Source organism: Azospirillum sp. TSO22-1, assembly GCF_003116015.1.
Classification (GTDB): domain Bacteria; phylum Pseudomonadota; class Alphaproteobacteria; order Azospirillales; family Azospirillaceae; genus Azospirillum.
The window spans coordinates 1-15,484 of sequence record NZ_LGQZ01000030.1 but is presented as its reverse complement, the minus strand read 5'-3'; the positions used below and the strand labels follow the sequence as shown (position 1 = coordinate 15,484).

The 15,484-nt window shown below is 71.5% G+C and carries 16 protein-coding genes; 10 read left to right on the top strand and 6 right to left on the bottom strand.

All coding sequences use genetic code 11. The features are described from left to right. Positions 1-39: 39 nt before the first annotated feature. A complete protein-coding gene (locus tag TSO221_RS09365) occupies positions 40-1,362 on the top strand; it encodes a hypothetical protein (protein ID WP_109118225.1) in 1,323 nt (440 codons plus the stop codon). Continuing rightward, positions 1,350-1,862: a hemerythrin domain-containing protein gene (locus TSO221_RS09360; RefSeq protein WP_247877975.1), complete on the top strand. Its 513-nt coding sequence runs from the start codon at positions 1,350-1,352 to the stop codon at positions 1,860-1,862. Before TSO221_RS09365 ends, TSO221_RS09360 begins: the two co-directional genes overlap by 13 nt. Positions 1,863-1,872: 10 nt before the next feature. Here the strand turns inward: TSO221_RS09360 and TSO221_RS09355 are convergent, their stop codons facing one another. From TSO221_RS09355 to TSO221_RS09345, 3 genes are all read right to left on the bottom strand, one after another. Next, on the bottom strand, positions 1,873-2,304 hold the full coding sequence (locus TSO221_RS09355) for a YqaA family protein (protein WP_109118224.1): 432 nt from the start codon (positions 2,302-2,304) through the stop codon (positions 1,873-1,875). A gap of 128 nt (positions 2,305-2,432) precedes the next feature. After that, positions 2,433-2,732: a hypothetical protein gene (locus TSO221_RS09350; protein WP_109118223.1), complete on the bottom strand. Its 300-nt coding sequence runs from the start codon at positions 2,730-2,732 to the stop codon at positions 2,433-2,435. A 38-nt stretch (positions 2,733-2,770) separates the two neighbouring features. Next, positions 2,771-3,253: a pentapeptide repeat-containing protein gene (locus TSO221_RS09345; protein ID WP_109118222.1), complete on the bottom strand. Its 483-nt coding sequence runs from the start codon at positions 3,251-3,253 to the stop codon at positions 2,771-2,773. A gap of 267 nt (positions 3,254-3,520) precedes the next feature. Between TSO221_RS09345 and TSO221_RS09340 the strand changes: the two genes are divergently transcribed. Further along, positions 3,521-5,482: a PAS-domain containing protein gene (locus TSO221_RS09340; RefSeq protein WP_109118221.1), complete on the top strand. Its 1,962-nt coding sequence runs from the start codon at positions 3,521-3,523 to the stop codon at positions 5,480-5,482. Between the two features lie 166 nt (positions 5,483-5,648). Here TSO221_RS09340 and TSO221_RS09335 read toward each other — a convergent pair whose 3' ends face one another. Further along, a complete protein-coding gene (locus TSO221_RS09335) occupies positions 5,649-6,434 on the bottom strand; it encodes a tetratricopeptide repeat protein (protein WP_146208746.1) in 786 nt (261 codons plus the stop codon). Between the two features lie 163 nt (positions 6,435-6,597). Between TSO221_RS09335 and TSO221_RS09330 the strand changes: the two genes are divergently transcribed. The 7 genes from TSO221_RS09330 to TSO221_RS09300 all read left to right on the top strand — a co-directional run bounded on the left by TSO221_RS09330 (position 6,598) and on the right by TSO221_RS09300 (position 13,961). Continuing rightward, positions 6,598-7,122, top strand: a complete 525-nt coding sequence (locus TSO221_RS09330) for a MarR family transcriptional regulator (protein ID WP_109118219.1) — start codon at positions 6,598-6,600, stop codon at positions 7,120-7,122. A gap of 30 nt (positions 7,123-7,152) precedes the next feature. Next, positions 7,153-7,953, top strand: coding sequence for a transporter substrate-binding domain-containing protein (locus tag TSO221_RS09325; protein WP_109118218.1), 801 nt, complete (start codon positions 7,153-7,155; stop codon positions 7,951-7,953). Positions 7,954-7,959: 6 nt separating this feature from the next. Then, on the top strand, positions 7,960-9,651 hold the full coding sequence (locus TSO221_RS09320) for an ATP-binding protein (protein WP_109118217.1): 1,692 nt from the start codon (positions 7,960-7,962) through the stop codon (positions 9,649-9,651). A gap of 81 nt (positions 9,652-9,732) precedes the next feature. After that, positions 9,733-9,975, top strand: a complete 243-nt coding sequence (locus tag TSO221_RS09315; RefSeq protein WP_199229423.1) for a hypothetical protein — start codon at positions 9,733-9,735, stop codon at positions 9,973-9,975. 182 nt (positions 9,976-10,157) lie between these two features. Continuing rightward, positions 10,158-11,135 (top strand): ABC transporter substrate-binding protein, encoded by a 978-nt coding sequence (locus TSO221_RS09310; RefSeq protein WP_109118215.1) that lies wholly within the window; start codon positions 10,158-10,160, stop codon positions 11,133-11,135. Between the two features lie 8 nt (positions 11,136-11,143). Beyond that, positions 11,144-13,426, top strand: a complete 2,283-nt coding sequence (locus TSO221_RS09305) for a PAS domain S-box protein (RefSeq protein ID WP_109118214.1) — start codon at positions 11,144-11,146, stop codon at positions 13,424-13,426. 10 nt (positions 13,427-13,436) lie between these two features. Then, the gene (locus TSO221_RS09300) at positions 13,437-13,961 is read left to right on the top strand and encodes a GNAT family N-acetyltransferase (RefSeq protein ID WP_109118213.1); all 525 of its coding nucleotides are present in this window, start codon (positions 13,437-13,439) and stop codon (positions 13,959-13,961) included. 33 nt (positions 13,962-13,994) lie between these two features. Here the strand turns inward: TSO221_RS09300 and TSO221_RS09295 are convergent, their stop codons facing one another. Both TSO221_RS09295 and rpmG read right to left on the bottom strand, forming a co-directional pair. Then, a complete protein-coding gene (locus TSO221_RS09295) occupies positions 13,995-14,858 on the bottom strand; it encodes a calcium-binding protein (protein ID WP_109118212.1) in 864 nt (287 codons plus the stop codon). A 236-nt stretch (positions 14,859-15,094) separates the two neighbouring features. After that, positions 15,095-15,262 (bottom strand): 50S ribosomal protein L33, encoded by a 168-nt coding sequence (rpmG, locus tag TSO221_RS09290; RefSeq protein ID WP_109118211.1) that lies wholly within the window; start codon positions 15,260-15,262, stop codon positions 15,095-15,097. Positions 15,263-15,484 lie beyond the last annotated feature (222 nt).

The window sequence follows — 15,484 nt, the reverse complement described above, 5'->3', positions numbered from 1 at the left end:
GCGTGCTGGGATTGACTTTCGTCAACGCTAGGGGGGTGTATGCTGTCCCCTGACATGGCCTTCGGGTCGCGGGATCGGCTGCTGCCGGCGTCCGTGCCGTTCCGCTTCTTCGCGGCGGCGCTGGTGTTCCATCTCGCCGGGTGGCTGTTGCTGACGCTGGGCGACGACTCGCTGGCCGGGTCGCGCGGCGGCCCCGGCACGGCGATGGCGGCGCTGCACCTGTTCACGCTGGGCACGCTGGCGACCACCGCCATGGGCGCGTCGTACCAGCTGCTGCCCATGGCGACGATCCGGCCGGTCGGCTCGGTCGGCTGGGCGCGGGCGAGCTTCTGGCTGATGGTGCCGGGTGTTGCGCTGATGGCGGCCGGGCTGGCGACGCTGAGCCACCCGCTGGCGTCGGTCGGTGGCGGGATGGCGGCGGCGGCGCTGGCGGTGTTCGCCGCGCTGATGGCCGGCAACCTGCGCGGCGCCAGCCAGATGCCGGCGGTGCGGGCCAGCGCCTGGGCGGCGCTGGGCTGTCTGGCGGCGATGGCGACCCTCGGGCTGACGCTGCTGGCCGACCTGCGCTTCGGCTTCCTGCCCGACCACCGGGCGCTGACCGGCGTGCACCTGGGGCTGGCGCTGTTCGGCTTCATGGGGATGCTGGTCGCCGGCTTCTCGACGATCCTGATCCCGATGCTGACGCTGGGGCAGGCGCCGCCGGTGCGCAACGGGCTGGCCACCGCGGCGGCGGCCGGCGTCGGGCTGACGCTGCTGGTGGCGGGAGCCTTCACCGAGGGACGGATGCTCACCGTCGGCGCGGCGCTGGCCGGGCTGGTCGCCGCGGCGCTGCACCTCCAGGCCATGGAGGGCGTCATGCGCGGGCGGATGCGCAAGCGCCTGGGCATTCCCTTCATGATGATCCGCGCCGGCTGGGCGATGCTGCCGCTCAGCCTGATCGTCGCGCTGTCGCTGGCCGCCGGACTCGACCGGCTGAACGCGCCGACCGTCTTCGTCATCCTGGCGGTGGGCGGCTGGCTGATGACCTTCCTGTTCGGCGTCCTGCAGCGCATCGCGCCGTTTCTTGCCTCGGTGCACGTCACCGTGCCCGGCCGCCGGCCGCCGCTGGTCTCGTCGCTGGCGCCGGAAGGCCCCACCAAGGTCCACGCCGCGCTGCATCTGGCGGCCATCGCGCTGCTGGTGCTCGGCAACCTCGCCGATGTCGAGTGGATCGCGCGGGCCGGCGCCGTGGCCGGCACCGGCGCCGCCGTCGCCATCATCGTCTTCGCCCTGCAGGTCCGTGCCCGCGCGCTGAAGGCGCTGCACGCCGACCCGCCGGCTCCCCGTTCCCGCACACCAGGAAACGTTGCATGCTCCACATGAATTCCCGCATCGGCCAGCTTCTCCACGCCGACCACCTGACCACCCTCGGCACCTTGCAGGAGCTTGAGGAATTGCTGGTCGGCCAGGGCGCCACGCCCCCCGACCTGACGAAGGCGACCGTGCGCGCCGCGCTGGAGACGCTGGTCGCGGTGGTGAAGGGCGAGGTGAGCCGCCACTTCGGCTTCGAGGAGAACCACCTGTTCCCGGTGCTGGCCGACGCCGGGCAGACCGGCATGACGATGCTGCTGATCTCCGAGCACCGCGCCATCCTGCCGGTGGCCGAGGTGGCCGGCGCGTTGGCCGGGGCGGCGCTGGCGGCCGGGGCCTTCACGCCGGAGGACTGGGCCGAGTTCCGCGACGCCGGCCTGGAGTTCTGCGAGCGCGAGCTGTTCCACATCCAGAAGGAGGAGATGGGCCTGCTGGCCGCCGTGGCGGCGCTGGTCGGCCCGGACGAGGACACGCGGCTGGCCGGGGTGTTCGAGGGGCTGCACGCGGCGTGAGGCCGGGCTCCTATCCCCCTATCCCCGCCACCACCGCGGCGTACCGCCCCGCCTTCCCCGCCGTCACCAGCACCAGGAACACCCGCCAGTCCACCCGCAGGATCCCGGCGACCAGCGTCAGCGGGTCGCCGACCAGCGGCAGCCAGGCGAACAGCAGGCTCCACACGCCGAAGCGCCGGAACCACGCCGTCGCCTTTTCCACCTGCCGCGGTGTCACCGGGAACCACCTCCGGTCCCGGAAGTGCATCAGATAGCGCCCCAGCGCCCAGTTGATCGCCGAGCCCAGCACGTTGCCCGCCGTCGCCACCAGCAGCAGCAGGCCCACGTCGTAGGATCCGGACGCGCTCAGGCCCGCCAGCAGCAGCTCCGACTGCGCCGGCAGCAGCGTCGCCGCGACCAGCGCGGCCAGGAACAGCCCTCCATAGGCGGTCGCGTCGCTCATGACGCAACGCGGTAGTCCAAACCTGGGCTTCCTGTCCAGTGGCGAAGCGGGCGACCGTCATCCGGGCGGTCTGTTGCGCCTGCGGACCCGTACGGGCGCCGCCGCCCCGATGATCGACAACGCGGGGATCAGAGCGCCGTCTTCGCCACCGCCCCCCTGCGTGCCGGGAACGCTCCCTCCCGTGCCTCCTCGGCCCACGGGCAGGGGTACGGGTCGGTGCCGAAGGTCCAGGCGCGCGCCAGAGCGCCGGCGGCGTTGCGCACCAGCACGCGGGCGTCGTGGCCGTCCTTGCCGGCCTGCTGGGCCGCCTGCACGGCGGTGATCAGCGCGCCGGCCCGGCCGCCGGGGCAGGGGCCGTAGACGTTGTGCTCGAAGGAGACGTACCAGCCGTCTTCCCGTTCAACGACCACGTAGTGGGCGCGCGACATGTGTCTCTCCTTTGAAGGCGGGCTCTTGCGGTTGTCTTTCAGGCGCCGGCCGCGGCGACACGGGTGCCGCCGCCCTGGCAGACCGTGGCGAGCTGCGCCGCGGTCAGCCCCTGCGCGTCGCGCAGCGTGGCGCCGTACAGGAGCGCCCCCCACAGCGACGCCCCGGCCAGCATGGCGCCGGTCAGGTCGGCCTCGCACAGGTCGGCGTGGTCGAGGTTGGCGCCGCCGAGATCGGCCCCCGTCAGCCGTGTCCGCTGCAGCCGCGCCGACCACAGCGAGGCGCGCTCCAGACAGGCGCCGGTCAGCGACGCCTCGGACAGGTCGGCGTGGTCGAGGTCGGCCCCGCGCAGGATGCAGCCGTCCAGCCGGGCGTGGCGCAGATCGGCGCGCCACAGCGCGCGGCCATGCAGGTCCAGGCCGCGCAGGTCGGCTGGTTCCCCCTCGGTGCCGGCGCTGATCAGCCAGCGCCGGTGCGCGGCCAGGATGTGGTCGAGCGCGTGCTGCGAGAGGGCTTCGGGCATCGGGAGGCCTTCCGAATAGCTGTGCCGGCGCAACGAAGCACGGTCGGTACCGCGCGTGGCGCCGGGTCGGATCGTGCAGAAGCCCTTGGCAGCGATGTGGGGCGGAAAGCCCCCCGGGCAAGCGCGCGGCGCCGACCGTACTCCCAATGACCGGGCGGACCGGCGGGTGTGCGCTGCGGGAATTCGGCTTCTGTCTTGGCGGTCGCCTCGGATATCCTGGTTTCCGCCGGGCTGGTCCGGCGGGTGCGACGAGGAGAGGCCGCTGCAATGACGGGCGCCGGAACGGCCGACTTCACGGCGCAGGACCGTCAGGCGCTGCTGGAGACCGCGTTCGACACCTTGGTGGACGCGATCTCCGGCTTCGACGCCGACCTGCGGCTGGTGCTGTGGAACCGCCACTACGACGACCTGTCGCGCCTGCCGGGCATGATCCGCGTCGGCGCGCGCTTCGAGGACATCGTGCGCGCCATGGCGGAGCGCGGCGACTTCGGCCCGGTGGACGTCGAGTCCTTCGTCGCCGAACGGGTGGCGGCGGCGCGGCGCAACGAGCCGTTCCACATCCGCTTCACTCTCTGGGGAAGCACCGTCTTCGACATGCGGCACCTGCCGCTGCCGGACGGCGGCTTCCTGCGGCGCTACGTCGACATCACCGACGATGCCCGCGCCGAGGAGGCGCAGCGCGCCGTGCTGGAGGCGATGGCGGTGCCGCTGGTGGTGACGCGGGCGGCCGACGGCTCGGTGATGCTGGCCAACGAGCCGGCGCTGGAGTTCTTCGGCGTCTCGCGCCGGGAGTCGGAGAGCGGCCTGCACGCCGCCGGCTTCTACCTCGACCCGTCGGAGCGCCAGCGCATCCTGGAGGCGCTGCGCGACAGCGGCGGCTGCCTGCAGGCGTTCGAGACGCGCGTGCACGCCGCCGGCCGGCGCGTGGCGTGGGTGCTGCTGTCGATCCGCAGCTTCCGCTTCCACGGCGAGGACGCGCTGCTCGCCTGCGTCAGCGACATCTCCGGCCGCAAGCGGACGGAGCGCGAACTGGACGACAGCCGTGAGCTGTTCGAGTTGGCGATCCGCGCGGCCCGCGACGGGATCTCGCGCTGGGATCTCGCCACCGGCGAGCTGTGGTTCTCGCCGCAATGGTGGGCGCTGCTCGGCTACCGCGAGGACGAGGCGGTCAACACGCTGGAGCGCTGGAGCGAGCTGATCCTGCCCGAGGACCACGAGCCGTCGCTGCGCATGGCGCAGGATTTCATCGCCGGCGTCACCGACGAGTGCCAGCTGGTGCAGCGCTTCCGCCACAAGGACGGGCATGTCGTCTTCTTCTACACCCGCGCGGTGAAGGTGACCAACGCCGACGGCACGCCGCTGCGCCTCGTCGGCTCGCACACCGACATCACCGGGCGCATCCGGGCGGAGGAGGCGGTGCGCACCGCCAAGGAGCAGGCCGAACGCGCGCTCGACGAGCTGAAGCAGGCGCAGGCCCACCTGATCCAGTCGGAGAAGATGGCGGCGCTCGGCTCGCTGGTGGCGGGCGTGGCGCACGAGATCAACACCCCCGTCGGCATCGCGCTGACCGGCGCCTCGCTGCTGGCCGAGCGCACCGGCGAGGTCCGCGCCGCGCTGGACGCCGGCCGGCTGCGAAAGGCCGACCTCGTCGAGTACCTGGACACCGCGGCCGAAGCCAGCCAGCTGATGATGCTGAACGTCGACCGCGCCGCGCAGCTGATCCAAAGCTTCAAGCAGATGGCCGTCGACCAGGCCAGCGAGGAGCGCCGCGCCTTCAACCTGCGCGACTACATCCACGAGGTGCTGCGCAGCCTCGGCGTCCGTCTGAAGCGCGCCGCGCACCGCGTCGAGGTGACATGCCCGGACGATCTGGTGCTGGACAGCTACCCGGGGGCGCTGAGCCAGCTGCTGACCAACTTGGTGATGAACTCGCTGGCCCACGCCTACGGCCCCGGCGAGCATGGCCACCTGCGGATCGCCGTGCGCAGCCTGGACGCGGAGCGGGTGGAACTGGTCTACAGCGACGACGGCCGCGGCATCCCGGACGACTTGCACGCCCGCGTCTTCGAGCCCTTCTTCACCACCAGCCGCGGCAACGGCGGCAGCGGGTTGGGGCTCAACATCGTCTACACCATCGTCACGCGGACCCTGAAGGGCCGCATCACCCTGGACAGCGCGCCGAGGCGCGGCGCTGCGTTCACGATCACCTTCCCGAAGGTGGTGGGGTAGGGGCGGGCGTTTGCGAAACCCTCCCCCGCCTCCGGCGGGGGAGGGTTGGGTGGGGGCAGCGGCGCACACGAGAATCAACGCCTGCCACCGACACCGTAGCCCCCACCCTCCCAAGCCGCGCTTGGGCCCCTCCCTCCCCCAGCGGGGCTGGGGGAGGGGCTTGGCTTTACTTCTTCGCCGGCGCCACCAGCACTTGCGGCCGCGGCGCCGCGGCGGGCGTATCGCCGGCGCCCTCGCGGGCCTGCCGGTAGTACAGCAGGTTGCGCTGCACCTCCGCCTCGCCCAGGTCGAGGCGGCCCATGCGGGCGGCGTCCTCGTCGCGGCCGGCCAGACCGTAGGCCAGCGCGAGGTTCTGCCGCTGCAGCGCGCTGGCGGTCGGCGCGCGCCCCAGCGGCTCCAGGATGCGGATCGCCTCCGCCGCGTTGCCGGCCAGCAGGTGCGAGAAGCCCAGGTTGTTCAGCGTCGTGCGGTCGTCCGGCGCCAGCGCCAGGGCGGCGCGGAACCGCTCCTGCGCGCCGTTGTGGTCGCCCATCATATCCTTGGACACGCCCAGGCCGTTGAGCGCGCGGCGGTCCTTGGGGTCGGAGGCCAGCACGGCGGCGTACTGGCGCGCCGCCTCCTCCGGCTGGTCGAGCGCCAGCAGCGCCCGGCCGTAGCCGCGCAGCGCCGCGGCGCTGCCGGAGTCCAGGGCCAGCGCCTGCCGCCAGATGTCCAGCGCCTCGCGCGGGGTGCCCTGGTCGATCAGCACGTCGCCCAGGCCCAGCAGCGGCTCGACCCGCGCGCCGTTGGCGGCGTGGGCGCGGCGGTAGAGCGTGGCGGCGGTGTAGAGGTCACCCTGACCACGCGTGGTGTCGGCCAGCCGCATCAGCGCCTCGTAGCTGGCGCTGTTGGCGGCCCCGGTGCCGGTGCTGTCCTTCGTCGTCTGGCAACCGGCAAGCATCAGCGCCAGCATCGCCACCAAAGCGTGTACAAGACGTGTGGTCGGGCGCACGGTTCCAGAAATTCCCAAGGTGTTTGCCGGCGCAGCTTCGTCGGTCACGGTTAAGATATCTTAAAGGATCGCTCTCTAACGTGTTCGATGCCTCCGGCGGCCTCACAGACTGCATCCCCGTCCCATGACAACGACGCTCGTTCATTCCCAACCCGACGATGCCGCCCGCAAGGACAGGGTCTCGCCGAGCCAGATGTACCATGAGATCGCGCGGATCATCGAACGGATGCACCGCCGGTATCTGGACGTGTTGCGCATCGAGCTGGGCCGCATCGGAATCGACGACATCAGCCCGGTCCAGGTCATGATGCTGTTGAACATCTCGTCCGGCGAGATCAGCGTGCGCGACCTGATCGAGCGCGGCTACTATCTCGGCTCCAACGCCTCGTACAACCTGAAGCAGCTGGTCGACCAGGGCTATGTCGACCGCGCCGCCTCGCCGCGCGACAAGCGGGCCGCCCGGCTCAAGCTGTCGGCGCGCGGGACCGAGCTGTGCGAGCAGCTGCGCCGCATGTCGGCGCTGCACGCCGACGCGCTGATCCGCGCCGATGGCGACATGCAGGACTTCGAGGTCACCTACAAGACCCTGCGCCGCCTGGAGCGCAAGTGGACCGACGTCATCCGCTCCGATGAGAGCGAGCTGCTCTAGAGCAAGACCACATTGGCCACGGGGCCCCGCATGGTTCGCAGAGTCTGGTGGCTGGGCCTGACGTGTCTGCTCGTCCTGCCGGCGGCGCTTCCGGCGCTGGCCGACCCGGCGCCGCGGGTGCGGCTGGTCTTCGCCACCGATGCCAACCCGCCGCGCATCATGGGCGAAGGCACCGCCATCGACTGGGAGAAGCCGGGCCTGACGCCGGAGCTGCTGCGCCTCGCCGCCGTCCGCGCCGGCGTCGAGTTCACCTTCCAGCGCGTCCCCTGGAAGCGCGGGCTCTTCCTGATCGAGACCAACGAGGCCGATGGGCTGTTCCAGGCCAGCTATCTGCCCGACCGCACGGGCACCATGGCCTACCCCATGAAGGCCGGGCGGCCGGATCCGGCCCGCTCGCTCATGGAGCAGCGCTACGTCCTCTACAAGCGTCCCGGGGCCGCGGTGGCGTGGGACGGCGCCCGGCTGACCGGCGCCGACGCGCCGGTCGGCGCCATCTCCAGCTATTCCGTGGTGGACGAGCTCACCCGCCTCGGCATTCCCGTGGATGAGGCCAAGACGCAGGAGCACAACCTCGACAAGCTCGTCGGCGGGCGCATCGCCGCCTACGCCGGGATGGAGGCGATGACCGACGCCCAGATCGCCGCCCACCCGGACAAGTACGGCCGGCTGGTGAAGGTGATGCCGCCGCTGGTCTCCAAGCCCTATTACTTGGTGTTCTCCCGCAGCTTCTACAGCGAGCACCGCGACGTGGCGGAGCGGATCTGGGACGCCATCGCGGAGGTCAACGCCTCCGAAGACTTCGCGGCGATCGTCCGCCGCTATGCGGACTGATGCCGCGTGGACGCCCCTCTCGCCAGCCCCGAACCCCACAAGCCCAGGCGCATCGCGCCCGCGCTGCGCTCGCCCATCGCCATCCGGCTGATCCGCGTCACCTTCGGCCTGTATGTGCTGGTGGCGGCGCTGATTGCCGGCGCCCAGATCGCCGAAGAGTACCTGGGCACGGTGCGGGAGATGCAGCGCGAGCTGACCGTCTACGCCGGCGGCTTCGAGAACGGGCTGGGCAGCGCGCTGTGGGCGCTCGACACTGAGGAGTTGCAGTCCATCGTCGCCGGCATGACGCGCATTCCCGGGATCGCCGGCGTCAAGGTGGTGGACCACCGTCGCGCCCGCACCTTCGCGGTGTCCGGCGCCGTGCAGGATGGCAGCGGCACGCTCTGGTACGGTCGTGACGGCCAGCCGGCGCCGCCGCCGGATTCGCGCGCGTTCACCGGCCTGTTCGGGCAGGAGCACGCCGTTCAGCACACCCACGCCATGGGCACCGCGCTGGTCGGCTACGTCACCATCTACAGCAACTCCCACGCGGTGTTCGATCGCGTCTGGGTGCCGATCGCCTTCGTGCTCGGTGGTGCCGTGGTGAAGACGGTGGCGCTGTGGCTGATCTTCGTCTTCGTCGCCCGCCGCCTGCTGGTGCAGCCGCTGGCCCGCCTGACCGAGGCGGTGGAGCAGATGGACCCGCGCACCGGCCACGGCCCGCTGGTCGTCCCGCCGCCCGACCGCAAGGACGAGCTGACCGAACTGGCGCAGGCCTTCGCCGACCTGGTGCGCCGCCTGCGCGCCGAGACCGAGGCGCGCAACTGGCTGGAGGCCGGGCTGGAGGCGGAGGTGCGCCGCCGCACCGAGGAGGCCGATGCCGCCCGCCGCGCCGCCGAACGCGCGCTGGCCGAACTGGGCGAGACGCAGGTGCACCTTGTGCAGGCGGAGAAGATGGCTTCGCTCGCCACCCTGGTGGCCGGCGTGGCGCACGAGATCAACACGCCGGTCGGCATCGTGGTCACCGCCTCCTCGCACCTGATCGACGAGGCGCGCCGCATGGAGCTGCGCGCCCGCGAGGGCAACCTGCGCCGTGCCGACCTCGACGCCTTCCTCAACGCGGTGACCGAGGCGGGCAGCATCGTGCTGTCCAACGGCCGCCGCGCCGCGCAGCTGGTGCAGAGCTTCAAGCGCGTCGCCGTGGACGAGGCCAGCGAGGAGCGCCGCACCTTCCTGCTCGACGACTATGTGCGCGACGTGCTGGCGACGCTCGGCCCCCGACTCAGCCGCACGCCGATCGCCGTCGAGATCGCCATCCCGCGCGACCTCGACCTCGACAGCTACCCCGGCGCGCTGGCGCAGGTGCTGACCAACCTGTTGCTGAACGCGCTGCTGCACGCCTTCCCCGACGGCAGCCGCGGCCGCATCGTCCTCGCTGCACGCAGGGACGAGCCGGAGATGGTGGAGCTGAGGATCTCCGACGACGGCTGCGGCATCGCGCCCGACCTGCTGCCGCGGATCTTCGACCCGTTCGTCACCACGCGGCGCAGCGCCGGCGGCAGCGGTCTCGGCCTGCACGTCGCCTTCAACCGGGTGACGCTGACGCTGGGCGGCAGCATCGCCGTGGACAGCGCCCTGGGCCGCGGCACCACCTTCACCCTCCGCCTGCCCCGCGTCGCGCCGACGCCGGTGCACCCGGAGCCGGAAGGCGTGCGGTAGCCGGGTACGCCGGATTCCTTCGACGGGGTGGGCATGCGATGCTGAATTCAACAAGAACGCTTGCGGACGATGTTTATGGGCGTGGCTGATTTCGTGGGGTTGATCGGGGTTGCGGCCTACCTGTCGGCCTACGGTCTGCTGCAGCTCGGAAAGCTGAAGGTCGAGGACGGCCGCTATGCGGCGCTGAACGGCGCCGGTGCCCTGGCCATTCTTTACTCGCTGATCTTCGATTTCAATCTTCCGTCGTTCATCACGCAGTCCGCCTGGTTGGTCTTCACCGTCGTCGGCTACGTGCGCTCACGCTCCAGGCGAGCGCCGTCGTAACGCATGAACGCTTTGGTGGTTCGTGCCGGCGGATCGTATCGCCTGCGGCCGGCAAGGCCGTGGCATCCCGCGGGCTTGGCGTATAACCGATTGCCCAGCTCGGTTTTGCCACATATCATCGGTATTCCCCACTATCCGGGCGGCAAGCCCGCGCATCGAAGGTTTCTGACGGCTTGGACTGGATGCGCTCTCTGACGCGCTGGATTCCGGCGTGCGTGGTCCTGCTCGCCCTGGCGGCGCCGGTTCTGCTTCTGCGCGGCGAACCGGAGGCGGCCGGGCGGCCGCGGGTGGTCGGCGTGCTGACCAACGCGGCGGTGGCGCTGCCCGCCTACGAGGGCTTCCGTGCCGGCCTGGCGGAGCTGGGCGGGCCGCCGGTGTCCTTCCTGTTCGGCGGCGTCATCCCCGACGATGCCGCCCTGGCCGCCGAGGCGCGCCGGCTGGTGGCCGGCGGCGCCGACCTGATCCTGACGCTGACCACCCGGGCGGCGCTGGCGGCGCTGGAGGCCGGGCGGGAGCGCGGCGTGCCGGTGGTCTTCGCACCGGCCAGCAACCCGCTGCGGACCGGGCTGACGCAATCGCTGCGGCGCCCCGGCGGCAACGCCACCGGGGTGACCTTCGGACGGCAGGAGGCGCGGCGCCTGGAATGGCTGCTGCGGCTGGTGCCGGGTACCGAGTCCGTCTACGTCCCCTACACGCGCGGCGACCCCAGCCCGCTCGCCAGCCTGCCGGTGCTGCGGGAGGCGGCGAAGACCCTCGGCGTGTCGCTGACGGAGGAGGCGGTGGACGGCTGGGACGGCCTGCGGGCGGCGCTGGCGCGGCTGCCGGCGAGCACGCGCGCCATGCTGGTGCCGGCCGACCCGGGCATCGCCTCGCATTCCCGCGAGATCGCCGCCTTCGCCACGGAGCACGGCATCGCGCTGTCGATGCCGCACCGCGAGGGGGTGGAGCAGGGGGCGCTGATGTCCTATGGCTTCACCCTGTACGGCCTCGGGCGGCAGGCGGCGCGGCAGGCGCTGCTGGTGCTGTCCGGCGTGCCGCCGGCCGAGATTCCGGTGGAACTGGCGGAGTTCTCGCTGTCCCTCAACCTGGAGGCGGCGCACCGCCTGGGCCTGGACATCTCGCCGCTGATGCTGCGCCAGGCCCATGTGGTGGCGCCGTGAGCGGGGCGGTGCCGGTCCTGCCCGCCGGGCCGCGGCGCAGCATCCGCACCCGGCTGATCGCCGCCTTCTTCGGGTTGGCGCTCGGGCCGCTGCTGCTGCTCGCGCTGGTCCTGCTGCCCTACAGCGTCTACACCCGCATCGACGCCTCGCTGCTGCGCCAGGACGAGGCGGCGCGCCGCGTCACCCAGGACGTTGCCGTGCTGTTCAGCGAGGCGGAAAGCGCCCTGCGCGCCGCGTTGGGCGAGGTGCAGACCTACCGGCTGCGCGACCTGCCGTTGCTGCTGCGTCTGGACGCGCTGATGGCCGAGGGGCACCGCTTCGCCGCGGTGTCGCTGGTGGACGGGCTGGGTGTGGAGACCGCGCGGGTCGAGTACGACGTCGTGGTCGCCCCTGGCGACCGCCGCGACCTCAATGATCTGGAGCCGGTGGCGCGGGCGCTGAAGACCGGCGCCACCGCCTACGGCCCGGCCGAATTCGATGCGGAGACCGGCGAACCGACCATGCTCGTCGCGCTGCCGGCGCCCAGCCCGGACCGCCGCGGCATCGAGGGGGCGCTGGTCGGCCGCCTGCGCCTCAAGCCGATCTGGCACGTGGTGGGGCAGGCCTGGGCGGCGCAGGGGCTGGATGCCTACGTCGTCGATTCTGCCGGCCGGGTGATCGCGCACCGCAACCCGTCGGTGGTGCTGGGCGGCCGGCACGTCACGCTGCCGTTGCCCGACGGCCTGACGCGTGGCCTGGACGGCGGTCTGGTGGCGCGCGCGTCGGTGGTGCGCACGTTGGGCGGCGAGCCACTGACCACCGTGGTCGAGGTGCCGGCGGCGGAGGCGCTGGAACCGACGCTGCGGCTGCTGGTCGTCCTCCTGGTGCTGCTGCTGGGCGGCGTGGCGGTGGCCGCGCTGCTGGTGCGCCGGGCGCGGCGCGGCATCACCCGGCCGTTGCGCGCGCTGGTCGAGACGGTGCAGGCGATCACCGCCGGCGACCTGACCCGCACCGCCGAGGCCCGGCGCAACGACGAGATCGGCGACCTCGCCCGCGCCTTCAACGAGATGACCGCCCGCCTGCGCGCCCTGATCGACGAGCAGCGCCGCCTCAACGAGGAACTGGAGGCCCGCGTCGTGCGCCGCACGGCCGAGCTGGCGGCCAGCGAAAGCCGGCTGCGCGCCATCATGGACACGGTGCTGGAGGGCATCGTCGTCACCGACGAGCGCGGCGTCATCTGCGCCTTCAACCCGGCCGCCGAGCGGACCTTCGGCATGACGGCGGCGCAGGCGATCGGCCGCGAGCTGGCCATCCTGATGGGGCCGGAGGACGCCGCCGCGCACCGCAACGCGCTGGAGCGCTATGCCCACGACGGCCAGTCGCAGGTGATCGGCCGCTCGCGCGAGGTGGTCGGGCGCCGGCCGGACGGCACCGCCTTCCCGTTGGAGATCGCGGTGGCCGAACTGGTCACCGGCGAGGGCCGGCTGTTCATCGGCGCGCTGCGCGACATCAGCAGCCGCAAGGCGATCGAGCGCCAGCTGATCGCCGCCCGCGACGGCGCCGAGCAGGCGAACCGCGCCAAGACCGAGTTCCTCAGCAGCATGAGTCACGAGCTGCGCACGCCGCTCAACGCCATCCTGGGCTTCGCGCAGCTGCTGGAGATGGACGTGGGCCGCGCGGCCTCGCCCAAGCGGGCGGAGTACGTGCAGTTCATCCTGCGCGCCGGCCGCCACCTGCTGTCGCTGATCGAGGACGTGCTCGACCTCGCCAAGATCGAGGCCGGGCGGATCGAGCTGGCGGTCGAGCCGGTGGCGCTCGCCGACGTGATCGAGGAGGCGATGGGCATCGTCGGGCCGACCGCTGACTCCGTCGGCGTGACCCTGGTCGACGAGGCCGGCGCCGAAGCCCCGACGGTGCTGGGCGACCGGCGGCGGGTCTGCCAGGCGCTGGTCAACCTGCTGTCCAACGCCGTGAAGTACAACCGGGCCGGTGGCCGGGCGACGGTGGCGGTGGACGTCTCCGACCCGGCACGGCCGCGCGTGCTGGTCAGCGACACCGGCCGCGGCATCCCGGAAGACCGCCTGGGCGAGCTGTTCGAGCCGTTCAACCGCCTGAACGCCGAGCGCAGCGCCATCGAGGGCACCGGCATCGGGCTGGCGATCACCAAGCGGATGATCGAGGCGATGGACGGCGAGGTGGGCGTCTCCAGCGCCGAGGGCGTTGGCTCGACCTTCTGGATCGCGCTGCCTGGGGGGCGTGAGCGCGGGTTGCCCTGCGCGTCATCCCCCGCCACAATGCCCCCGGACCAGTAGGGAGACCCGAATGCCCGCCGTCGTCGTACGCCCCTCGCGCGCCGAGGACATCGACGCCATCCAGGCCATCTACGCGCATCATGTGCTGCACGGCCTCGCCTCGTTCGAGGAGGTGCCGCCCGACGCCGCCGAGCTGGCGAAGCGCCGCGAGGCGATCCTGGCGCAGGGCCTGCCGTACCTCGTGGCGGAGATCGACGGGCGGCTCGCCGGCTACGCCTACGCCAGCCTGTACCGGACGCGCTCCGCCTACCGCCACACGCTGGAGGACTCGGTGTACGTGGACGACGGCTGCCGCGGGCTGGGCGTCGGCCGGGCGCTGCTGACCCGGCTGGTGGCGGAGTGCGAGCGCTGGGGCGCCCGGCAGCTGGTGGCGGTGATCGGCGATAGCGGCAACGCCGGCTCCATCGGCCTGCACGCCGCGCTGGGCTTCGCGCGCACCGGAGTGCTGCCGGCGGTCGGCTTCAAGCACGGCCGCTGGGTGGACAGCGTGCTGATGCAGCGCCCGCTGGGCGAAGGGGACCGCACGCTGCCGTGAGGCCCCCCTCCCCAGGGACGGCGCCTCAGTGCCTCACCAGGGCACGTCGCGGCGGTCGATGAACAGCGGGGCGTAGCTGGTGCCGCCGTTGATCGGCGCCAGATAGTCCTGGATCTCTCCCATGGTCACGCCGCTCAGCACCACCGACACCGGCGGCGCACCGCCCGGGTCGTGCAGGAAATCCTCGTAGACGAAGCGCGTGTCGCGCCCGCCGTTCACCGCGGTGACGCTGTTGATGCTCAGGTAGTCGGTGCGGTACAGCCGGTCCTCGCCGAGCTGGAAATCGTCCACCGTGATGGTGCAGCCGGGCGTGGTGATGCCGTTGACCATGAAGATGTCGCGGCCGCCACCGCCGACCATGGTGTCGTTGCCGCTGTAGTACATCAGCAGGTCGTCGCCGGCGCCGCCCAGCAGCCGGTCGTTGCCGGTGCCGCCGTCCAGGTGGTCGTTGCCGGCGCCGCCGACCAGCACATCGTTGCCGGCCCCGCCGTTGATGACGTTGTTGCCGCTGTTGCCGATCAGCGTGTTGTTCAGCGCGTTGCCGGTGATGGAGCCGTTGGCTGACGCCCCCTTCTCCTGCAGAGTCACGTTCTCGATGTTGTCGCCCAGCGTCCACGAGTACTTGGCGACCACCGTGTCGTGGCCCTGGCCGGCGAACTCGATGATCGTGTCCTCCGGCCCGTTGGCGTAATAGATGTCATTGCCCCAGCCGCCGTACATCGTGTCCGGCGCGGAGTCGTCGCCGGGATAGAGCGTGTCGTTGCCGTTGCCGCCGTAGATCACGTCGGAATTGTTGTTGCCGCCCAGGACGTCGTTGCCGTCGTACCCGTAGATCGTGTTGTTGCCGGCCGGCGCCCAGATGGTGTTGTTGGCGTTGTTGCCGCGCAGGATGGCCATGACAGACTCTCCCGTGTGTTGTGATGCCGCGTTGGTGGCGGCGTTCAGCAAGTCTAGCAACGGGAGGTCGTTGAAGGGGCAGCGCTAAAAGGTTGTAAAGCCTGGGCGGAGGGCTTACTCCACCATAACTCGCGATGTCTCACGGAAATCACAACACAAAGCGCAAAAACACAAAAGGCCGCACGGTTGCGCGGCCTTTGTTCCGTTCGGCGACCGGCGGATGGTCGCGGAAAGCCTTACTTGATCTTGCTTTCCTTGAACTGGACGTGCTTGCGGGCCACCGGGTCGTACTTGTTGAACGACAGCTTCTCGGTGGTCTTCTTCGGGTTCTTCTTCTTGACGTAGAAGAAGCCGGTGTCGGCCGTGCTCACCAGCTTGATGAGGACCGTGTTCTGCTTGGCCATGATCGCAAATCCTGACAAAAATCCCGTGACCCGCCGGCCCGGCAGGACGGCGACTGAGAGCGCGAAGATACGCAGATCCGCCGGGATGTCAAGCTTTGGAGCGGGGTTTCGGCGAGCATCTTCACACCCCTCCCCTGCCTCCGGCGGGGGCGTGGAGCCGGTGCCGAAGGCAACGAGCGCCGAAGGCGATCGTAGGCGGAGCGCGGTCGCCCGACTTGCGGG